Origin of the sequence: Pseudomonas sp. TWR1-1-4 (genome assembly GCF_049897165.1) — a bacterium.
In the GTDB taxonomy this organism is placed as follows: domain Bacteria; phylum Pseudomonadota; class Gammaproteobacteria; order Pseudomonadales; family Pseudomonadaceae; genus Aquipseudomonas; species Aquipseudomonas canadensis.
In genome coordinates this window covers 460,042-480,946 of record NZ_JAFCVS010000007.1, presented here as the reverse complement: position 1 = coordinate 480,946, position 20,905 = coordinate 460,042, and the positions used below count along the sequence as shown (strand labels likewise).

At 60.1% G+C, this 20,905-nt stretch carries 22 protein-coding genes; 11 read left to right on the top strand and 11 right to left on the bottom strand.

Translation table 11 applies throughout. The features are described from left to right. The first annotated feature begins 99 nt into the window (after nt 1-99). Together ACP7C6_RS24245 and ACP7C6_RS24240 are read left to right on the top strand one after the other, a co-directional pair. Nucleotides 100-870, top strand: a complete 771-nt coding sequence (locus ACP7C6_RS24245; protein ID WP_028619044.1) for a MipA/OmpV family protein — start codon at nt 100-102, stop codon at nt 868-870. 55 nt (nt 871-925) lie between these two features. Continuing rightward, nucleotides 926-1,792, top strand: coding sequence for a fatty acid desaturase family protein (locus tag ACP7C6_RS24240; protein WP_305383759.1), 867 nt, complete (start codon nt 926-928; stop codon nt 1,790-1,792). 84 nt (nt 1,793-1,876) lie between these two features. Here the strand turns inward: ACP7C6_RS24240 and ACP7C6_RS24235 are convergent, their stop codons facing one another. The 5 genes from ACP7C6_RS24235 to ACP7C6_RS24215 form a co-directional block, all read right to left on the bottom strand. Then, nucleotides 1,877-2,281 (bottom strand): EamA family transporter, encoded by a 405-nt coding sequence (locus ACP7C6_RS24235; protein WP_068936989.1) that lies wholly within the window; start codon nt 2,279-2,281, stop codon nt 1,877-1,879. Next, nucleotides 2,278-2,658, bottom strand: coding sequence for a transporter (locus ACP7C6_RS24230; protein ID WP_016977488.1), 381 nt, complete (start codon nt 2,656-2,658; stop codon nt 2,278-2,280). The genes ACP7C6_RS24235 and ACP7C6_RS24230 overlap by 4 nt, the downstream gene beginning before the upstream one ends. Beyond that, nucleotides 2,655-3,575, bottom strand: coding sequence for an arginase (locus ACP7C6_RS24225; RefSeq protein WP_068936990.1), 921 nt, complete (start codon nt 3,573-3,575; stop codon nt 2,655-2,657). The genes ACP7C6_RS24230 and ACP7C6_RS24225 overlap by 4 nt, the downstream gene beginning before the upstream one ends. A gap of 124 nt (nt 3,576-3,699) precedes the next feature. Continuing rightward, nucleotides 3,700-4,353: a DsbA family oxidoreductase gene (locus tag ACP7C6_RS24220; RefSeq protein WP_028619040.1), complete on the bottom strand. Its 654-nt coding sequence runs from the start codon at nt 4,351-4,353 to the stop codon at nt 3,700-3,702. A 55-nt stretch (nt 4,354-4,408) separates the two neighbouring features. After that, a complete protein-coding gene (locus tag ACP7C6_RS24215; protein ID WP_323989219.1) occupies nt 4,409-5,428 on the bottom strand; it encodes an alpha/beta fold hydrolase in 1,020 nt (339 codons plus the stop codon). A 194-nt stretch (nt 5,429-5,622) separates the two neighbouring features. Here ACP7C6_RS24215 and metR point away from each other — a divergent pair, with 194 nt between their 5' ends. After that, nucleotides 5,623-6,540, top strand: a complete 918-nt coding sequence (gene metR, locus ACP7C6_RS24210; RefSeq protein WP_068936992.1) for a transcriptional regulator MetR — start codon at nt 5,623-5,625, stop codon at nt 6,538-6,540. Here the strand turns inward: metR and ACP7C6_RS24205 are convergent. Genes ACP7C6_RS24205 through ACP7C6_RS24195 form a run of 3 tightly spaced genes read right to left on the bottom strand, consistent with a single transcriptional unit; the run spans nt 6,537 to nt 8,757 of the window. Continuing rightward, nucleotides 6,537-7,040: a GNAT family N-acetyltransferase gene (locus ACP7C6_RS24205; protein WP_068936993.1), complete on the bottom strand. Its 504-nt coding sequence runs from the start codon at nt 7,038-7,040 to the stop codon at nt 6,537-6,539. The genes metR and ACP7C6_RS24205 overlap by 4 nt on opposite strands. After that, on the bottom strand, nt 7,037-7,447 hold the full coding sequence (locus ACP7C6_RS24200) for an NUDIX hydrolase (RefSeq protein WP_028619036.1): 411 nt from the start codon (nt 7,445-7,447) through the stop codon (nt 7,037-7,039). The genes ACP7C6_RS24205 and ACP7C6_RS24200 overlap by 4 nt, the downstream gene beginning before the upstream one ends. Then, nucleotides 7,444-8,757 (bottom strand): HD domain-containing phosphohydrolase, encoded by a 1,314-nt coding sequence (locus tag ACP7C6_RS24195; protein WP_028619035.1) that lies wholly within the window; start codon nt 8,755-8,757, stop codon nt 7,444-7,446. Before ACP7C6_RS24195 ends, ACP7C6_RS24200 begins: the two co-directional genes overlap by 4 nt. Before the next feature lie 218 nt (nt 8,758-8,975). Between ACP7C6_RS24195 and ACP7C6_RS24190 the strand changes: the two genes are divergently transcribed. The 4 genes from ACP7C6_RS24190 (at nt 8,976) to ACP7C6_RS24175 (ending at nt 15,045) form a co-directional block, all read left to right on the top strand. Continuing rightward, nucleotides 8,976-10,850, top strand: coding sequence for a putative bifunctional diguanylate cyclase/phosphodiesterase (locus ACP7C6_RS24190; RefSeq protein WP_305383752.1), 1,875 nt, complete (start codon nt 8,976-8,978; stop codon nt 10,848-10,850). A gap of 64 nt (nt 10,851-10,914) precedes the next feature. Continuing rightward, entirely contained in the window at nt 10,915-11,844 is a 930-nt protein-coding gene (locus ACP7C6_RS24185) for a cytochrome-c peroxidase (protein ID WP_376713296.1), read from the top strand. Nucleotides 11,845-11,854: 10 nt separating this feature from the next. Further along, a complete protein-coding gene (locus ACP7C6_RS24180; protein ID WP_028619032.1) occupies nt 11,855-13,669 on the top strand; it encodes a DAHL domain-containing protein in 1,815 nt (604 codons plus the stop codon). Next, nucleotides 13,666-15,045 (top strand): ATP-binding protein, encoded by a 1,380-nt coding sequence (locus ACP7C6_RS24175; RefSeq protein WP_426109326.1) that lies wholly within the window; start codon nt 13,666-13,668, stop codon nt 15,043-15,045. The genes ACP7C6_RS24180 and ACP7C6_RS24175 overlap by 4 nt, the downstream gene beginning before the upstream one ends. 20 nt (nt 15,046-15,065) lie before the next feature. Here the strand turns inward: ACP7C6_RS24175 and ACP7C6_RS24170 are convergent, their stop codons facing one another. The 3 genes from ACP7C6_RS24170 to ACP7C6_RS24160 all read right to left on the bottom strand — a co-directional run bounded on the left by ACP7C6_RS24170 (nt 15,066) and on the right by ACP7C6_RS24160 (nt 17,706). Next, the gene (locus ACP7C6_RS24170; protein ID WP_016970719.1) at nt 15,066-15,338 is read right to left on the bottom strand and encodes a type B 50S ribosomal protein L31; all 273 of its coding nucleotides are present in this window, start codon (nt 15,336-15,338) and stop codon (nt 15,066-15,068) included. Nucleotides 15,339-15,438: 100 nt separating this feature from the next. After that, on the bottom strand, nt 15,439-16,764 hold the full coding sequence (locus tag ACP7C6_RS24165; RefSeq protein ID WP_028619030.1) for an APC family permease: 1,326 nt from the start codon (nt 16,762-16,764) through the stop codon (nt 15,439-15,441). Nucleotides 16,765-16,878: 114 nt separating this feature from the next. Next, nucleotides 16,879-17,706, bottom strand: a complete 828-nt coding sequence (locus ACP7C6_RS24160) for a carbon-nitrogen hydrolase family protein (RefSeq protein ID WP_305383747.1) — start codon at nt 17,704-17,706, stop codon at nt 16,879-16,881. Nucleotides 17,707-17,799: 93 nt separating this feature from the next. Between ACP7C6_RS24160 and ACP7C6_RS24155 the strand changes: the two genes are divergently transcribed. Genes ACP7C6_RS24155 through ACP7C6_RS24140 form a run of 4 tightly spaced genes read left to right on the top strand, consistent with a single transcriptional unit; the run spans nt 17,800 to nt 20,862 of the window. Next, entirely contained in the window at nt 17,800-18,561 is a 762-nt protein-coding gene (locus ACP7C6_RS24155; protein ID WP_028619028.1) for a helix-turn-helix transcriptional regulator, read from the top strand. 28 nt (nt 18,562-18,589) lie between these two features. Continuing rightward, nucleotides 18,590-20,209, top strand: a complete 1,620-nt coding sequence (locus ACP7C6_RS24150; protein WP_028619027.1) for an FMN-binding glutamate synthase family protein — start codon at nt 18,590-18,592, stop codon at nt 20,207-20,209. 12 nt (nt 20,210-20,221) lie between these two features. Further along, nucleotides 20,222-20,506, top strand: coding sequence for a putative quinol monooxygenase (locus ACP7C6_RS24145; RefSeq protein ID WP_028619026.1), 285 nt, complete (start codon nt 20,222-20,224; stop codon nt 20,504-20,506). A 59-nt stretch (nt 20,507-20,565) separates the two neighbouring features. Then, nucleotides 20,566-20,862, top strand: coding sequence for a cupin domain-containing protein (locus ACP7C6_RS24140; RefSeq protein ID WP_028619025.1), 297 nt, complete (start codon nt 20,566-20,568; stop codon nt 20,860-20,862). The last annotated feature ends 43 nt before the right edge of the window (nt 20,863-20,905 follow it).

Sequence of the window (20,905 nt, the reverse complement as noted above, 5' to 3'; positions counted from 1 at the left end):
GCTACAATTTTTGTAGCTTGCTACAAACAAGATGAGTGCTTGCGTGGAAAGGATGCTTTGCGCGTTCATGCGCGCATATTCAATCAAGGAACTGTGACCATGTTGAGGATCACATGCGCTGCATTCGCCGGTTTGCTTGGCCTGTGGAGCTATTCAAACGCTGCCGTGGCCGAGGGCATCACCGGTGAAGTAGGCGCGGGCGTCAGCTACCAACCTCATGACCCTACCGGCAGCCGCTACGAAACGCGGCCCGTTCCCTATTTCGACCTGGACTGGGGCGATGTCAGCCTGAGCACCGATGACGGCTTGACCTGGAGCGCGCTCAGCACCCAAGGCCTGACCGCCGGCCCCTATATCAATTACCTGTCGGGGCGCACGTCCAATGGCGATCTCCAGGGCCTGCGCAATGTGTCGGACATGGCGGAAGTCGGTGGTTTCATCCAATACGCCCCGGCTGATTTCTGGCGGGTTTACGCGCAACTGGGTCAAGCCGTGGGCGGTGGGCATTCACAGAGCGGTATCCTGGGCAAAGTCGGCGGCGAACTGGGCTATCCCCTGGGCGGCGGGATCATCGGCAGCAGCGGCCTGGTCGCGCATTTCGCAGATGCGCGCCAGACCAACACGTTTTTCGGCGTAGACGACAACGAGGCCGCTGCCACGGGCTTTCGCCCCTACAACGCCAGCGGCGGCTTCCAGAACCTGACGCTGACCCAGAGTTTCGAGTTTCCCCTGGCGGCTAAATGGTCATTGCTGACCAGCGCCAGTTGGGTTCACCTGGTGGGCTCGGCGGCCGACAGCAGCATCGTCCGGCAGACCGGCGAAGTGAACCAGGGCCAGGTGCAAACAGCCATCAGCTACAAGTTCGATTAGGTTGGTCTGGGGTTTGCAATGAGGCTCTGGAATCCATTTTTCCAGGACACTCTTCATGGCTCGCCCCGCTTACCGCCTGTTGCATCATTCGCTGTGGGACCTGATCCCCATTGCCCTGGGCCTGGCGCATTTCGCCTTTGTCATCTGGCTGGTCACCGCGTTCCACAGCCTGAGCTGGTGGGCGCTCGTGCCCCTGGCGCTGGTCTATGCGATCAGCCTGTCGTGGAGCATCAACAGCATCTCCCACAACCAGATCCACAACGCCTACTTCAACCATCGTGCGATGAACCGGGCGTTCGATTTGCTGCTGTCAGTGACCATCGGCTTTTCCCAGACGCTCTACCGCGACATCCATAACCGCCATCACCGTGGCAACGCCGACCTGCCGGGCCCGGACGGTAAAACCATCGACCCGCTGTCGATCTACCAGCGCGGCCACAATGGCCAGCCGGAAAACCCGTGGGCTTATACTTTCCTGAGTTTTTTCCGCGACGATCCCAAGCCGTTCTACGACGAGATGAAGCGCAAGCGCCCGGCGGATGCGCGCTGGGTCAAGGTCGAGATCGGCGTGACGGTGGCGTTCTATATCGCCCTGGCCTTCTACAACTGGCAGGCGGTGCTGTGGCTGTTGCCGTTCTGGTACCTGGGCCAGTGCCTGTCATCGCTCAACGGCTACTACGAACACTTCGGCGGCAACCCGGACCTGCCGATTGCCTGGGGGGTGAGCTCCTACAGCGTGCTGTACAACCTGATCTGGATGAACAACGGCTACCACGCCGAGCACCACTACCGGCCCAAGATGCACTGGACCAAGGTAAAGGCGTTCCATCGGGAAATTGCCGAGCAACAGCGTGAGGCGGGGGTGAAGCAGCTTCCAGTGTCACACGGGTTGGGCTTTCTGGTGGCGCACAGAAAACCCTGACTCGCCACTAACCCCTGTGGTGAGCAGGCTTGCCCTGTGCAAGGCAAGCTCGCTCACCACAAAAATCAAACCAGACCACAGTGATCAGTTTTCTTCGCCTTCGGCCAGCAGGGCGATGCCGGCGATAATCACCGCCACCCCCACCCAGTGCAGCGGGCTGATATGTTCCCCCAGCCCCAGCCACGACCCCAGCAACACCACCACAAACACCAGTGAACTCAGCGGAAACGCCAGGGACAGGCTACTGCGCCGCAGGATCAGCATCCACACGAAAAACGCGCCGATGTAGCTGGCGATAGCCGCCAGAATCCCAGGGTTACGCGCCACGTCCGCCAGCCACTGCCAGCTCAAATCCATCTGCCCCAGTTGATCCCCGGCCACTTTGGTAAACAGTTGGCCGGCGCTTTCGGTACAGATCAACAAGGCCCACAGCACCACCGTGCCGAGGCGCCCGTGCAACCATCCGTTATTCATAATCTGCGTACTCATGCCTGACTCCCCGCAATCGCTACCAACATCACGCCTAAAGTAATCACCAGCGTGCCCAACCAACGGCGGCGGCTGACGGTTTCGCCCAGCACCACCTTGCCCGCCAGCACCACGCCGCAATAGGCCAGCGCGGCAGCCGGAAACAGTAGGCTCAACGGCGCACGGGACAAGGCTTCGAGCCACACGAAGAACTCGACGGCATAGGCGCCGATCCCGGCCCACAACAACGGCGCATTGAACACCTGGCCCCAGAACGCATTCAGGCGAAAACCGCCGTCCAGTTCAGGCAAACGGTCGAGGCCGATCTTGAAACACAACTGGCCGATCACATCGAGCACGATGGAAAACGCCACCAGCAACACCACGGTCAACGTCACGGGAACAGCTCCTCAAACAGGTCGATCAGGGCTTCATTGGTGGCGGCGTTGCGCTGCAGATCTTCGGCGCTCCAGCGCTCGGGCGGCGGCTGGTCGGATTTAGCCTCCCAACGCTTGAACGCGTTGCTGAAGGCTGGCGTGGCGAACTCGCCGCACACGTCGATGCCGATGATGCGTTTACGCGCTGCCAAGGCTCGCAAGGCTTGCAGCAGATGGGTTAGGCGCATGCCGCCCTGGTCCCAGTTGGTGGCCGCGTCTTCGCTGGCGAGCACGTCTTTGTCGATGGTGATCCAGATCGCTTCGGTGGGCAGGCTGGTGATCATCTGCTCCAGGAAGGCCGCCCAGTCCAGCTCGGCCAGGTTGCGCCAATACAGGTGGTTTTCCTGCTGCTGGTGACCGGCGCCATCCCCTACCCGGCCCCAGACTTTCGACGGCGGATGCTGCCAGGGAAACAACTGCAAGTGCCCGCGCTTGAGAGCGCCGAGGTTACCGCCGCGCAGTTGCGGGTTGTGCAGGTCGTCGCTGCACGGGCCGAGGGTGACGATGCGCTTGATCGCCGGCATCTTCAGCGCGCGGTTGACCCACGAACCACAGTGGCGCTTGGGCGCAAAGCGTACCCAGTCGGGGTGGTTGTCGAAGTGGATCAGGCTGATGGGCTCTTTCAGATCGGCGAGAAAGGCCGGGGTGAGGTGATGATAGTCGCCGGAGCCGACAAACAGGATTTCCGGCCGCGCATCGGTGGGCCGGGGCCGTTGGGCCAGGCGTTCGGCGAAGCGTTTCCAGGTTTTTTCGGTGGACCACAGGCGCAGCTTGGGGCCCAGGTCCAGCAGGTCGATACGCGTGGCACGGCCGCTGGCCAGACGCCGGGCAATCGGTGCCTGGCCGGTGAGGCTGTGGTCGAGGTCAAGAATGTTCAAGGCAGTGTCCCCTAAGGCTTTAGGGGGTCAATGCAAGGGACGGGCCAGCACAACTCTTGAAGACGGTGACTGACCAATGTGGGAGCGGGCTTGCTCGCTCCCACATTTTGAACCGTGATCGGCTTTAGTTTTTCGCTTCGTTGATGATCTGGCGGATCGCCCCTACAAAGGCTTCCGCCGGCTGACCGCCGCTGACGGCGTACTGATCGTTGAACACGATGGTCGGCACCGAGGTCACGCCACGGGAGATCCACAGTTGTTCTTGCTCGCGCACTTCAGCGGCGTATTCATCGGAGGCGAGAATCTCCGCCGCACGCTGGATATCCAGGCCGACGCTTTCGGCGATGATCGCCAGGGTGGCATGGTCGGACGGGTCCTGCCCATCGGTGAAGTAAGCCTTGAACAGCGCTTCCTTGAGGTTGTACTGCAAGCCTTCCAGACCGGCCCAATGCAGCAGGCGATGTGCGTCGAAGGTGTTGTAGATGCGGCTCTGGCCATCGGTACGAAAGGCAAAGCCCAGCTCGGCGCCCATGTCGCGGATGCGCGCACGGTTGGCCTGGGATTCTTCAGCGGTGGAGCCGTATTTCTCGGTGATGTGCTCGACGATGTTCTGACCGATGGCAGGCATGTTCGGGTTCAGTTCGAACGGTTGAAAATGGATCTCGGCCTGCACCTCGGCGCCAAGCTGGTCGAGGGCTTCGGTCAGGCCGCGCAGACCGATGATGCACCAGGGGCAGGACACGTCGCTGACGAAATCGATTTTCAGGGGAGTACTCATGACAGGCAACCTCGCAGGCGCAAATGGGCCACAAAGGTTGCACGATACACCAATGTCACAACACCTTCGAAGGCTCGCCCGGGTCAATCTGCGCCCAGTGCGCCGTGTCTTCACGATGGGCTTGCAGGTACGGCAGCACCGCCGTCAACAGCGGCGCCTTGAACGCTTCCTGGAAACGATGGGCCATGCCGGGGATCAGTTTCAACTGGCTGCCCTGGATATGCGCCGCCAGGTGTACGCCATGCATCACCGGCAACAGCGGGTCGGCGGTGCCGTGCACCACCAGAGTTGGCACGCGCAGTTGGTTGAGCAAGGGCACGCGGCTGGGCTCGGCGAGGATCGCCATGATCTGGCGCTTCACGCCGTCCGGGTTGAAGGCGCGGTCGTAGGACAGCGCCGCCTGGTGCAACAGCGCCTGGCGATCATCCGTCACATTCGGGCTGCCCAGGGCCGCCAGCAAATCGGCTTGCTGCTCCAGGGCCACTTCACGGTTCGGTGCGCTGCGCCGCGACAGCAGTTGTACCAACGCCGCATTCGGCGCCGGCAAGCCTTCGGCACCGGAGCTGGTCATGATCAGCGTAAGGCTCTCGACCCGCTGCGGCGCCATCGCCGCCAGGTGCTGGGCGATCATGCCGCCCATGCTCGCGCCCAGCACGTGAAATTGCTGGATCTGCAACGCGTCCATCAAGCCGATGGCGTCGTCGGCCATGTCGGTCAGCGTGTAGGGCGCCGCCACCGGCAGGCCGAGCTTGTAGCGCAGCACTTCAAAGGTCAGGTTGGCGTTGGCAGGCGCCTGGCGCCAGGTGGACAGGCCGACGTCACGGTTGTCGTAACGGATCACCCGGAAACCCTGTTGGCACAGGGCGACCACCACTTCATCCGGCCAGTGGATCAATTGCCCGCCCAGGCCCATCACCAGCAGCAACACAGGATCAGACGCACGGCCGATGCTCTGGTAGGCAATGCTTACCTGAGCCAAGTCGACCGTTTGGGTCGGGACATTGACGTCACATCGAGAAGCCGCAAAGGACGGCAGGCCGAACAACAGAGCGGCCAGTAAAAACAACACGCGCATGAAAAACACCGAAACGCAGAACCCCAGTAGAGCGCGAGTCTGATGAAGTTTGTTCAAGCGCGCTGCCACAGTTGCATGACAGTTTGATGAAGAGTGCTCAGCGGTCATTGTCGACCTCCTTATCGACAGGCATGCCAACATGAGACAAACTCACGCCATTCGAATTCGTCACAAATTGTATTCATGGAGAGCCCGTGCTCGAGATCCGTCACCTCAAGACCCTGCACGCCCTGCGCGAAGCCGACAGCCTGGTCGAAGCCGCCGAGCGCCTGCATTTGACGCAGTCGGCCCTGTCGCACCAGTTCAAAGAACTGGAAGAGCGCTTGGGCATGCCGTTGTTCGTGCGCAAGACCAAGCCGCTGCGCTTCACCAGTGCCGGCCTGCGCCTGTTGCAACTGGCCGACGCCACCCTGCCGCTGCTGCGCGGCGCCGAGCGCGACATTGCAAGGTTGGCCGGCGGCACTGCCGGGCGTTTGCACATGGCGATCGAATGCCATAGCTGCTTCCAGTGGCTGATGCCGACCATCGACCAGTTCCGCGATGCCTGGCCGGAAGTCGAACTGGACCTGGCCTCCGGTTTCGCCTTCGCCCCGCTGCCAGCGCTAGCCCGTGGCGACCTGGACCTGGTGGTGACCTCCGACCCGCTGGAACTGCCAGGCATCACCTATGTACCGCTGTTCACCTACGAAGCCATGCTCGCGGTCGCCAACCAGCATGCGCTGGCGAACAAGGCGTACATCGTGCCGGAAGACTTGCTGACCGAAACCCTGATCACCTACCCGGTGGAACGAGACCGCCTGGACATTTTCACCCGCTTTCTCGAACCCGCCGATGTGGAACCGGCTCAGGTGCGCACGTCCGAGCTTTCGGTGATGATGATGCAACTGGTGGCCAGCGGCCGTGGCGTGTGCGGCATGCCCCATTGGGCGCTGCATGAGTACAGCTCGCGTGGCTACGTGAAGGCCAAGCGCCTGGGTGAGAAAGGTTTGTTTGCCACGCTATATGCGGGAATCCGTGCGGACATGCTGGATGCGCCCTACATGCGTGACTTCCTGCTGACGGCCAAGGACACGTCGTTTTCCACCTTGGATGGGGTCAGCGCGGTGCGCTAAACCGCAACCTCGCGCCACATGTGGATCTTATCGAAGTAATCCACACCGACTCGCACCGCCAGCGGCTCCAGGCCGTACTGGATGAAGCCGCAGCGCTGGTACAGGGCAAACGCGGCTTCATTGCCGGCGGTGACCGTCAGTTGGATCACTTTGAGGCGCGGCTGTGTGCGCGCTTCGTCGAGTGCCGCTTCCACCAACTGACGGCCCAAGCCTTTTTGTTGGTGGTCCGCATTCACGTACATGCCGAACAGGGTCACCTTGTGCCGCGCTTTTTCTCGCGGCTCGAAGGCAAGGCCGACAATGCCGGCCAACTCATCCCCGTCAAATGCACCGAGCAGGCAATCCAACGGGCTGCTCAAGCGTTTTTCCCACCAACCCAGTGGCATCGCCGCACGCTCCGCCACGCTGGAGGTAAAGGCCTGGGGATAGGCGCCATAGGCCTCCAGCATCAACGCCCGATACGCTTCGGCGTCGCTGGCCGCCAGCGTGCGGATGATCATGCCGTCAGCGAGGCGCGGTAAAACGGCAGGATCAGATCGCGTGTCAGCGGGGCCAGTTGCAGGCCGCCGTCACCGGCAGGGTCGATCCAGCGCACTTCTTCAATCTCGGCGGCAGGCGTGACCGCTACATCGATCTGCACCTGGAACAGCTCGGCTTCCACGGTGAAACCCGGCTCGTTGACCGCAGGCGCGGAAAACTTGCCGAGATAGACGGCGGCGCTTGGCTCGATACGCAGGTTCAGTTCTTCGTGCAGCTCACGGGCCAAGGCCTCGGCAGGCTGCTCGCCGGCATCGATCTTGCCGCCGGGTTGCATGAAGGCCTGGGTGCCGCGCTTGCGCACCAGCAGGGTCTGGCCGTCGCTGCCGATCAGGAGGGCGGCGGCGATGCGAATAGTGGAAATGCTCATGAAAGGTTCGCTGTCTCTTCGGGTAGTTTGATGAATATGGTGTATTTCGCGCCCTCCATCGACTCGAACGCAATCAGCTTGTCCACCAACGGCAGGTTCAGCACTTTGCCGGCGTTGAGCAGCAGCATGCCGTTATCGGCGTTGAGATTGCGCGCCAGGACCATGCCGGCTTCCAGTTCACGGGTGGTCAGGGCCTTGACCGAGGGATCACCCAGCGTCACATCACTGAGAAACGCGGCGCAGGCCTGGACAAAGTCTTCGACCAGCTCTGGATCATAGAGGCGCCCGGCGTACTTTCGGATGTACAGCAAAGCCTCGTCGCTGTTCATCTGCCGCTCAAGGATCAGGCCTTTTTGCAGTTCGATAAAGTCCACCGCCAACTTCAGCAGTCGCGAACCGAAGGGTATCGCATCGCCCTTGAGGTGATCGGGAAAACCGCTGCCATCCCAGCGTTCCTGGTGATGACGGATGATCCGCGCCGCGTCCTTCATCGGTTCCAGGGTCATCAGCAGGGATTCGCTCTGGCTCGGATAGCCTCGGTATTGTTCACGGTCACTGCTGTGCAACTTATCGGCGGCGGCAACCAACAGGCTGTCGCTCCAACTGAGCTTGCCGATGTTGTAGAGCGCGGCCGCCATGGTCAGGTCGCGCGTAGCGGCTTCATCCATGGACTGGGCAGCGCAATAGACGCGGACCAACTCGATCAATTGGCGGTTGGTCTGCTTGTTCTTGGGCAGGCGCAGGTTGGCCAGCAACGAGAAGACTTCAGTGCCTGTCACGTAGCTGCGTTTGAGTTCTTCGTAGGCCAGGTCGAGCATGTCGGCGGTTTGCTGCAACTCGGAGGTGCGCGCCACCACGCGTTTTTCCAGGGTGGCATTCAATACCTTGAGCTGATCGTTCTGCACCCGGGTCAGGCGTTCAAGCCGTTGGTGCTCAAGGGCCTGCTGCAGGATCAACTTGAGTTCGTCGTCATTCCAGGGCTTGCCGATGTAGCGGTGGATCTGCCCTTCGTTGATCGCCTTGATGATCGTCGGCAAGTCGGCATAACCGGTCAGCAGGATGCGGCTGGTGGTGGGGTACAGGCGATGGACTTCGGCCAGTAACTGCGCCCCGTCCATACCCGGCATGCGCGCATCGCTCATGATCAGGTCGACGGGCTGCGCCGCCATGATTTCCAGCGCCTGGGCGCCACTACCGGCCAGCACCACATCAAAGGGCTGGCCGCGCAGCAAGCGGCGCAGGCTGTTGAGGATCGACTCTTCATCGTCGACCAGCAAAACGGTGGGTCTTGTCGCGGTATGTTCATCCATGCCTGCTGCGCCTTCAAATTAAACCAAATCGAGCTAAATTCAACCTCTGTGCCAAGCTGTCTTCCCTTGCTCAACGCGCGGGGTCGATTTGACGCCAACTGGCCCCCGATATCAAGGCCGCTCGACTATGCTGTCACATTAGGCTGTATCTGCCTCAGCAGTGGAATCAGGGAAGGAGTCGTTATGCCGTCGGACCTTTTATCGGTACGGAGCGCCCCATGAGTGCGGACTCGGCACGGGCCAACCGGCGCATTCTGATCGTCGATGACACGGCCTCGATCCACCAGGACTTTCGCAAGATCCTCTGCGCCGATCCCAATGGCGAACCGTCGCTGGAGAGCCTGGAAGAAACCCTGTTCGGCACCACCGCCAAAGCGCGCCAGGCCTACGAGCTGGACTCCGCCTACCAGGGCCAGGAAGCCTTGGCCCTAGTGAACAAGGCGCTGGCCGACCAGGCACCGTATGCCCTGGCCTTCATCGACATGCGCATGCCACCTGGCTGGGACGGCCTGCAAACCATCGAACAGTTGTGGGAGGTCGATCCCCGCCTGCAGATCGCGCTGTGCACGGCTTACTCCGATTACTCCTTCGAGGCCATCGAAGCGCGGCTCAAATACAACGACCAACTGCTGATCCTGAAAAAGCCCTTCGATCACCTGGAAATTCGCCAGATGGCCAGCGCCCTGACCTGGAAATGGCAGCTCGCCCAGGACATCGCGCTCAAAGTGATTGGTCTGGAACGAACCATCGAAGAGCGCGTGCAGGAGCTGCTCAAGGTCTCGCACCTGCTCCAGTATGACGCGTTGACAGAACTGCCCAACAGCACGCTGCTCGGCGACCGGCTGACCCAGGCAATTGCCCTGGGCCGACGGCATGACACCCAGTTGGCGGTGGTATTCATCGGGCTGGACCGTTTCAAGCGTATCAACAATGCCTTGGGCTATCCGGTGGGCGACGAGGTGCTCCAGCAGGTCAGCCAAAGCCTGGTGGAGGCAGTGCGTGAATCGGACTCGGTATTTCGCTACGGTTCCGACGAATTCGTGATCCTGCTGCAGGATGTGCAGCATCCCCAACAATCCCAGCACGTTGCTCAAAAAATACTGAATGCCGTCAGCGCTACCCGCCATGTCGCAGGGCATGACCTGAGCATCACCGCCAGCCTGGGCATCAGTATTTACCCCAATGACAGTGGCACGGCGGTGGAGTTGATCAAACACGCCGAAACCGCCATGCACACCAGTAAAGAGCGGGGTTCCGACCGTTTCAGTTTTTACACCGATGACATGAACCACCGCGCCCAGCATCGACAAAACCTGGAAAGCGCGATACGCCAGGCCCTCGAGCGCGAGGAGTTTGTACTGCACTACCAGCCGAAGCTGGACTTGAAATCCGGGCGAATCGTCGGTGCGGAAGCCCTGATTCGCTGGTTCCAGCCGCGCTCGGGCTGGGTCAGCCCGGCCGACTTCATCCCGGTCGCCGAAGACAGTGGCTTGATTGTGCGCCTGACCCAATGGGTACTGCGCCAGGCCTGTGAACAGGCGCAAGCCTGGCGCGCCATGGGGCTGGCGCCGCTGTGCATATCGGTGAACATCTCGGCCATCGACTTTCGCCAGCGGGATTTTGTCGACAATCTTGCCACCCTCCTCAAGCAAACCGGTCTGCCGCCGACACAGTTGGAACTGGAGATCACCGAAAGCGTGCTGATGCAGAATGTCGACGAGACTGTCGATATCCTTAACAGAATCAAGGCGATGGGCGTGCGGCTGGCCCTGGATGATTTCGGTACGGGTTACTCCAGCCTGAGTTATCTGCGCCGTTTTCCCATCGATGTGCTGAAAATCGACCAGTCATTCGTTCACGGCCTGAAGGTCAATAGCCAGGACGAACAACTGATCAGCGCTATCATCGGCATGGGCAAGAGCCTGGACCTGAATATCATCGCCGAAGGCGTGGAAACCGTCGAACAACTGAAATTCCTGCAAACCCAGCTGTGCGAAGAGGGCCAGGGCTATCTGTTCAGCAAGGCCGTGCCGTCGAAGGATTTCGCCCGGTTGCTGCAAGCGGGTAGCGCCACTCTGATGCCCGACCAGTAGCCTTATGCTTGCAAGGAGTGCTCGCTTGAATGAAGTATTGACCTGCCGTTTCGGCGTCGTGTTCATGTTATGCCTGGGCTTGGGCATGCCTTTGATGGCCGCGCCGTTGGACGAAGCACTGAAACCTCTCCCCGCAGTTCCGATGTTGGACCCGGCCAAGGTTGAGCTGGGGCGCCAGCTGTTCAACGAGCCGCGTCTGTCGGTCAATAACACGCTGTCCTGCGCCAGCTGCCATCGTCTGGAATCGGGAGGTGCCGACAACAAGCCATTTTCCATTGGCTTCGATGGCAAGCCCGTGGACATCAACACCCCGTCTGTCTTCAACGCCAGCCTGAACTTCAAACAGTTCTGGAATGGCCGCGTCGATACGCTGGAGGCACAGATCCAACAGGTAGTCATCAGCCCGGTGGAAATGGGCAGCGACTGGAAAACCGTGGTGCAGAACCTTTCCGCCCTGCCCGCCTACCAAGCGGCCTTCCAGCGGGCCTACCCCGATGGCGTCACCGCCGCCAACGTACAAAACGCCCTGGCCACTTATGAACGTACATTGCTGACGCCCAATTCGCGGTTCGACCAATACCTGCTTGGCGACACCAAGATTTTCACGATCCAGGAAAAATACGGCTACCAGCGCTTCAAGGACTACGGCTGCATCGCCTGCCACCAGGGCATCAATATCGGCGGCAATATGTTCCAGAAGTTCGGTGTGATGGGCGACTACTTCAAGGCGCGCGGCAAAACGGTGGAGTCGGACCTGGGCCGCTATCTGCTGACCCAGGACGAAGAAGACCGACATGTGTTCAAGGTACCCAGCCTGCGCAACGTCGCCGCGACCGCGCCGTACTTCCACGATGCCTCGGCCAAGACCCTTGAGGAAGCGGTCGACGTCATGTTCAAGTATCAGTTGGGGCGCAATCCGTCCCAGGAGGACAAGGACCTGATCATCCAGTTTCTCAAGACCCTGAGCGGCGAATGGGCGGGCAAGCCTTTATGAGCATACCGTCATGACCCTTTCCCGCCGCCGTGCCGGCCAAGTGTTGCTGGGCCTGATGACCCTGCTGCTGGCGTCCACCCTGGTGTTTCTGTACCTCAAGTCTTCCCGTGACCAGACGGCTACCTATACCCAATCACGGGACCTGATCCGCCAGCTCCAGCAGCTCAATGCCCAATGGGACAGTGAAGTACTCAAGGCCAGGATCGCCCTCACCCACAATTATGACCCCCTGGTGGCGCCGCTGCAGGAAATGACCCGGATCTGGGCCGATCTGGAAAACCGCGACTTCTACCACGACCCTGCGGACCTGCCTGGTTGGCAAGCCAATCGGGAAGCTTACCAAGCCGCGATCCAGGAAAAAGCCCGGTTGGTGGACCAGTTCAAATCCCACAACGCCGTGCTGCGCAACTCCCTGGCCTTTCTGCCGACCGCCGAAGATGACATCCAGGCCCAGTTCAATCGCTACGACGATGAAGGCCGCCTGCAACTGCACGATGTCGCCACCGATACCTACGACCTGTTGCTCAGCAGCCTGGAGTTCGCCCAGGTCACCAGCGACGACCGCGCCGCCGATATCCTGGTGGGCCTGGGCAAATTGGCGATCAACAAGGAGCGCCTGCCCCCTGAGTTTCAGGGGCCTGTCGAGATCCTCAGCAACCATATTTCGCTGATCCTGCGCGAGCAGCCGGTGGTCAACGGCCTGCTCGACCGGATTGCCGCCGTGCCGGTCGCCGAGCGTCTGGACGACTTGACGACCCACCTCAACCAGGATCAGCAAGCCGCCGACCTTGTCGATCACCAATACCATCGCTACCTGCTGATTTTCTCCACCCTGCTGGTGGGTTTGCTGCTTTACCTGGCGATGCGCCTGCTGCGCAGTTTCGCCGAGATCAACCGGGTCAACCGTGCCCTGCAAGCGGCGAACGAAACCCTGGAGCAACGGGTGGAACGCCGCACCCAACAACTCAAGGATGCCCAGAGCGAACTGCTCGACAGTGCTCGCCAGGCGGGCATGGCGGAGATCGCCACCAACGTGCTGCACAATGTGGGCAACGTACTCAACAGCGTGAATATCTCCGCCGATCTGGTCACTCGAAAGCTGCGCAGCAGCAAGGCACTGGGCCTGGGCCGGGCCGTGCAGTTGATCAACGAGCGCCAAGGTGACCTGGGCACCTTCTTCACCGAGGATGAAAAGGGCAAGCTGTTGCCGGGTTACTTGAATCAACTGGTCGACGCCATTGCGCTGGAACAACAAGGCATGACTGATGAACTGGCGCAATTGAGCAAGAGCGTCGACCACATCAAGGACATTGTCGCTACCCAACAACACTATGCCGGTGCCTCCACGCTGAAGGAGCCAGTGCACATCAGCGCCCTGATGGACGATGCCTTGCGCATGAACGCAGGGGCGCTGAGCCGGCACAACGTCACGGTGGTAAAACACTATGCCCAGGTGCCGGAAATCCTGGCGGATAAACACCGGTTGCTGCTGATCATGGTCAACCTGATCAGCAATGCCAAGTACGCGATGTCCAACCTCGTCGACCGGCCGCGGCAAATGACGCTTACGGTCCAACCACGCGATGACGCAACCTTGCAGATCAGCGTGAAAGACGACGGCGAAGGCATACCGGCGGAAAACATGACCCGGATCTTCACCCACGGCTTTACCACCCGCAAGGAAGGCCACGGCTTCGGCCTGCACAGTTGCGCCCTCGCAGCGGTGGAAATGAATGGCCAACTGACCGCCCATAGCGACGGACCGGGCCTGGGCGCCATGTTTACCTTGACTATCCCTATGGTCCTTGCCGGAAACCCCACATGAACCAATCTCCTAACCGGCGTCTATTACTGATCGACGACACACCGTCGATTCACGATGATTTTCGCAAGATCCTGATGCCTGTCGTTGAAACCAACCAGGCGCTGGACGCTATGGAATCGGCGCTGTTCGGCGACACGACAAAAGCCCGGGCCCCGGTGTTCGAACTGCATTCGGCGTATGGCGGAGAAGAAGGCCTGCAGTTGCTCGTCACGGCCATGGAGCGCAAACAGCCGTATGCCCTGGCCTTTGTCGACATGCGCATGCCCCAAGGCTGGGACGGCGCGAAAACCATAGAAGAACTGTGGAAAGTCGCTCCCGACCTGCAAGTGGTGATCTGTACCGCGTACTCGGACTATTCCTGGGAAGACCTGCTGGAGCGGCTGCACGCCCATGATCGGTTGCTGATACTGAAAAAACCCTTCGACAACATCGAAGTCCAGCAGATGGCCAACACCCTGGCCAACAAATGGGACATGGCCCGCCGCGCCTCGCTGCAAACCACCCACCTGGAGCAGTTGGTGGAACAGCGCACCCAAGCGCTGCAAATGGAGATTGACGAACGCAAGCACCTGGAAAGCCAATTGGTCCAGTCGGAGAAACTTGCGTCGCTGGGGCAGTTGGCGGCCGGTGTGGCCCATGAGATCAACAACCCGGTGGGGTTTATCTCGTCCAACCTCAGCACCCTGGAGGGCTACTTCAACCAGCTGCAACAGATGCTGGATGCCTATCAACGTGCTGAAGCCTTGGTGACGCCACCGGAACAAAGCGAGCAGCTCAAAGCCATGCGCGTCGGGCTGGAACTGGACTTTCTCCAGGAAGACATTCCGGTCCTGATCAAGGAGTCCAAGGAAGGCATTGGTCGCGTGGTGCAGATCGTCAAGGACCTGAAAAACTTCTCGCGGGTGGACAACGAGCAGACCTGGCAATTTGCCAACCTGCAACAGGGCATCGATTCGACATTGAACATCGTCGCCAGCGAACTCAAGTACAAAGCCGATGTAGTCAAACACTACGGCGCATTGCCAGAAATCGAGTGCCTGGCCTCACAGCTCAACCAAGTGGTGATGAATCTGGTGATCAACGCGGCGCAAGCCATGGGGCCAGAGCGCGGCACCATTACCATCAGCACTGGCGTGGACAGCGAGAACGTGTGGTTGGAAGTGGCAGACAACGGCTATGGGATCGCGCCGCAAACCCTGCAGAAAATCTTCGATCCGTTCTTCACCACCAAACCGGTGGGCGAAGGAACGGGGTTGGGGCTTTCGCTCTCTTACGGCATCGTTAAGAAACACCGTGGCGACATCTCCGTCAGCAGCGAGCTGGGCAAAGGGACAACGTTTCGGGTGGTGTTGCCGATTCGGCAAACGGCGGCGTAGGACACGCCGCCGAGTCGCGCTCATGCGTCGGCTTTTTTGGGGCTCGAACCGAACGAAGCGAAACGCTTGTTGAAGCCGGCAATCCGGCCCTCGGCCTGGGTCTTGCGCTGTTGGCCGGTGTAGATCGGGTGCGAGGCACTGGACACGTCCAGCGGGATGTAGGGGTAAGTGTTGCCATCACTGTGCTTGTGAGTGCGGTCGCTGTCGGCAGTGGAGCCGATCAGGAAGAACACGTCGGCGGCAGTGTCGTGAAACAGCACGGTGCGGTAGTCGGGATGGATACCAGCTTTCATAAGGCCTCCGGGGCGTTTGGATGCATTTGATGTGTTATACAGTAACACAAATAGTGCACCCAAACGAGAACCGATTGCAATAAGAATAGGCCGGCAGCTTCTATGCGGCTTCCTGGAAGTCCATTTCCGGTGGCTGTCGGGAGAAGCCACGCGTGAGCACGCTCAGGTAAACCAGGCCGATCGCCAACCACACCAGGCCCAGGTAGATCGCCAAGTGATCGAGGCTGACCATCAGCCACAGGTCCGCCAGCAGGCCGATGAACGGGAACACCAGGAACAGGATCAATTCGCGCACGCCACGCTGCTTGGCGCCGATCCAGTAGTGGAAGATCACCGACAGGTTGACCAGGCTAAACGCCAGGAATGCGCCGAAATTGATGAATGAAGTGGAGGTGGTCACGTCCAGCTTCAACGCCAGCAGCGCCACCACTGCACACAACAGGATGCTGTTGACTGGAGTGCCGAAGCGCGCATGCAGGCTGCCGAAGAACGACTTGGGCAACACACCGTCGCGGCCCATGGCAAACAACAGGCGCGAACCGCTGGCCTGGGCCGACAGCCCCGAGGCGAACTGGCCGACAATCAGGCCAATCAGGAAGATCGACACAAACAAGTCGCCACCGATATTGCGCGCGATTTCATACGCCGCCGAATCCACATTGCTGAACTCGAACGACGGATGGGCCACCTGCACAAAGTAGGACACCGCCACGAAGATCAGCCCGCCAATCAAGGTGATCAACATGATCGCCCGGGGGATGGTGCGACGTGGGTCGCGGGTTTCTTCGGTCAGTGTACTGACCGCGTCAAAGCCCAGGAACGAATAGCAGGCGATGGCCGCGCCGCTCATGATCAATGGCATGTGCATCTGGCCATTGAAGAAGGGGGCGATAGTCCACAGCGGCTTGCTTGCATCACCGCCGATGTAGTGAATGCACAGTGCGACAAAGGCAATCAGCACCAGGAATTGCACCAGCATCAGCAAGGCGTTGATGCCGTTGGCCAGTTTGAGGCCGACGATGTTAATGGCGCTGGTAACCCCGATGAATGCCAGCACCCAAACCCATTGCGGCACCGCCGGGAAGGCTGAGTTCAGGTACGCCGCACCAATCAGCCAGATGGCCATGGGCAAGAACAGATAGTCGAGCAATACCGCCCAACCGGCGATAAAACCGAGCTTGGGGCTGATGGCCTTGCGCACGTAGCTGTAGGCGGAACCGGCCACCGGAAACGCCGAAGCCATGCGCCCGTAGCTCATGGCGGTGAAAAACATCGCCACCAGCGCAGCCAGGTAAGCGGCGGGGACCATGCCCGCGGTGGATTGAGCCAGGATGCCGAAGGTGCCGAGCACAATGATCGGCGTCATATAGGCGATGCCAAACAGCACCACCGCCCCTAACGACAGGGTGCGTTGCAAACGAGCCATGGGTGATTCTCCGCGCAATTATTAGATTTATGGCAGAACTGAAGTCGGTGTTGCACACACTGTTTTTTAGAGTTATTACCCGTGGCGAGGGAGCTTGCTCCCTCGCCACGGGGGCTAGCGTTGAGCTTGTGGGATCAACAGCTCGCGCGCGCCATCGCTGCGCTCAATCACCTCTCCCGGCAATTTCATGCGCTGGTCGTCCAGGTAGCGGTAGTCCGTGCGAGCCGCCGCCAATTGGTCGAGATCCAGCTCAACCGCGAATTGCCCCTCCTCACGCCCCGCTTCAAACAGCAGCGTGCCGAACGGGTCCACCAACGCACTGCCGCCGGCAAACACCAGGTCACCATCGCCCGCTTCCACCCGGTTGACCATCAGCGCAAACGCCTGGTTTTCCTGGGCACGGGCCATGATCGCGGTGCGGTGGGTGGGACCGTACGGGTCCATGTTGCCGTTGGTGACGATCAGCAACTCAGCGCCCAATTGCGCCAGGGCACGGGCGGTTTCCGGGAACTCGATGTCGTAGCAGATCAACAGGCCTACGCGCAGACCGTTCCACATGCAGGTGGGGTAACGGTCACCGGGATTAAAGACGCCTCGTTCCAGCGGCCACAAATGGGTCTTGCGGTACCGTAGGGCGATACCGTCGGGGGTGATCAGCAAAGTGGTGTTGTAAAACTGGCCGCCATCGAGTTCGGCAATGCCAATGACCACGGCGATATCACGTGCACAGGCGGCGTCGATAATGGCCTGCACGGTGGGACCGTCCAGCGGTTCGGCGATGTCGGCGACGGTCTCGGCCGTGGGGAAACCGGTCAGGTGAGTTTCCGGAAATACGATCAGTTGCGTATCGTCGGCGCACGCAGCAATTGCCGCCAAGGCGCGTTCAAGGTTGTAAGCTGTATCGTTATCACGACCGGCCAACTGGGCAAATTCGACCTTCATGGGTATTCCTTGTTCTTTATCTGTGCCGCAGTATGCGCAGCCACAACCCCCCAGGGAATCACGCGGCGGGGGTAACCCGATAGGGGTAGATCGATGACCATGTCGCTGCAAGACATCGCCTGGCACCGTGCGGTGGGGCAAATGATAGACGCGCTGGACCAGCCCAATTTCTGGACCCAGCTGGTCCGATTGCTCGACCAGTACGTGCCGTGCGACAGCTGGGTGGCTCTGCTGTTCAGCAGCGAACACCGCCCGTTGGTGTTTGCCGAATGCCCAGGCGCCGACGGCACGCCGGACCAGCTGTTCCAGGACTACCTCAACGGCCTGTACCTGCTCGACCCCTTCTACATCGCCAGCCGCGAACATGCGCGCACGGGGCTTTTGCGCCTGGCCGAAGTCGCGCCCGAGCACTTCGAACTCACCGAGTACTATCAGCGCTACTTCCGCCTGAACGTGGTCGCCGATGAAATCCAATTTAATTGCCATCTGCCGGATGGGCGTACCCTGTGCCTGTCGCTCGGCTCGAAGCAACGCTTCAATCCGCAGCAGATTGCCCTGCTGTCGCTGATTCAACCCTGGGTACTGAGCTTGCTGCGCCAACGCCTGCCCCATGAACTCAAGCAGGTCAGCACGCCGCAACCGATCCAGAATGATGACTGGGGCGCGCAACTCACTGCCCGTGAACTGGATGTGGGCCGCTTGATGCTCAGCGGTTGCTCCAGCAAGGAAATCGCTCGTAAGCTGCAAATCTCTGTTGAAACCGTGAAAGTCCATAAGAAACACATCTACAGCAAGCTAGGGATCAAATCCCAGTCAGAGCTGTTCTCGATCTTTCTACAGGCGCAAAACGCCTAGCCGATGAGTCCGAACCAAGGAAAACCGTATGAGCCTGTCGTTACTAAGCCGTTACGCCTTCTTTGCCGTGTGCGTCATTTTCACCCTCGCAAGCCTTCCCTTTATCGAACATGAATGGCTGTGGCCGATCACCGTGGTCACGGGTGTGCTGAGCCTGATCGGTATCTTCGACCTGCTGCAAAGCCCCCACGCCGTGCGCCGCAACTACCCGATCCTGGGCAATATCCGTTACCTGGTGGAAGCCATCCGCCCGGAAATCCGCCAGTACCTGCTGGAGTCCGACAGCGACGCCCTGCCCTTCTCCCGGGCCCAGCGTTCACTGGTGTATTCGCGCGCCAAGAATGAAACCGCCGACAAACCCTTCGGCACCCTGATCGACGTGTACCAATCGGGCTTCGAATTTATCGGCCACTCCATGCGCCCGGCGCCGTTGAGCGACCCCAGCGCATTTCGCGTGATGGTCGGCGGCCCGCAATGCACGCAGCCGTACTCGGCATCGGTGTTCAATATCTCGGCGATGAGCTTTGGCTCGTTGAGCGCCAACGCGATTCGCGCGTTGAACCAAGGCGCCAAACTGGGCAACTTCGCCCACGACACCGGCGAAGGCAGTATCAGCCCCTACCACCGCGAAAACGGCGGCGACCTGACCTGGGAATTGGGCAGCGGCTACTTCGGCTGCCGCACCAGCGACGGCCGTTTTGACCCGGAACGTTTCGCCGTGCAGGCGCAGAACCCGCAAGTGCGCATGATCGAAATCAAGATGAGCCAGGGTGCCAAACCCGGCCATGGCGGGATTTTGCCCAAGCACAAAGTCACCCAGGAAATCGCCGATACACGCGGCATTATGATGGGCGAAGATTGCATCTCGCCGTCACGCCACAGCGCGTTTTCTACGCCGCTGGAACTGATGCAGTTCATCGCGCAACTGCGTGAGCTGTCCGGCGGCAAACCGGTGGGCTTCAAGTTCTGCCTGGGTCACCCATGGGAGTTCATGGGCATCGCCAAGGCCATGCTCGAAACCGGCATCCTCCCGGACTTTATCGTGGTGGACGGCAAGGAAGGCGGCACCGGCGCAGCGCCCGTGGAGTTTACCGACCATATCGGCGTGCCACTGCGCGAAGGCCTGCTGTTTGTGCACAACACCCTGGTGGGCCTGAACCTGCGCGACAAGATCAAGCTCGGCGCCAGCGGCAAGATCGTCAGCGCATTCGATATCGCCAGCGTGCTGGCCATCGGCGCCGACTGGGCCAACTCGGCGCGCGGCTTTATGTTTGCCATCGGCTGCATTCAATCCCAGAGCTGCCACACCAATAAATGCCCGACCGGCGTCGCGACCCAAGACCCACTGCGCCAACGCGCCCTGGTGGTGCCGGACAAAGCCCAGCGCGTGTTCAACTTCCACCGCAACACACTCAAGGCCTTGGCGGAAATGCTCGCCGCCGCCGGTCTCGATCATCCATCGCAGTTATCGGCCAAACACTTGGTACGGCGCATGTCGGCAACCGAGATCAAGCTGTTTTCGCAACTGCATGTGTTCCTCAAACCCGGTGAGTTGCTGACCGGTGAAGTGAACGGTGAGTTTTACTCGCGCATGTGGCAGATGGCGCGAGCCGATAGTTTTGAACCCCATGAAGTGGCTGCCGCCTGAGGGAGCATTACCGTGTTGAAAGTCATCGCCGAAGATTTCATCAAGCCCGAACACCTGGAAACGGTGCGCCCCTGGTACGCAGAACTGGTGGAAAAAACCCGCCAGGAACCGCTGTGCATCGCCTACGATCTGTTTGTTGACCAAAAAGACCCGGGGCATTTTATCTTTGTCGAGCAATGGCCTGACCAGGCCGCACTCGATGTCCACTGCCAGACCGAACACTTCACCCGTCTGGTTCCGCAGATCAATGCGTATGAAGCCAAGCCGTGTAGGGTATTGTTGATGGATGCGTTTTAAACAATTTTTCCCCCGCTGAACCGGACCACCGACGGCATTGTTGAAACAAGGAGATTCACATGCCGCTACTCGACTTCGCCGCCATCGCTGGGCAACTGCCCGCCACGTGGAAATCAACGCGCCTGGGCCAGGTCGGCCCGGCGCGGATCAAGGTGTTGCGCATGGATGAGCAGGCCTACGAAGAAGAAACCCACGACTACAACGAAGGTTTGCTGGTGATCAACGGGTGCTTGCGCCTGAGCATTGGTGATGCAGAAATCAGAGTGGGCGCGGGCCAGATGTATCTTGTCGAAGCGGGTATCGCCCATGGCGTACTTGCAGGCAGCCATGGCACTTTGGTTATCCTGGATGTATAGAGACATTCAGTAATACCCAACCTTTGCAATTACTTACAAATAC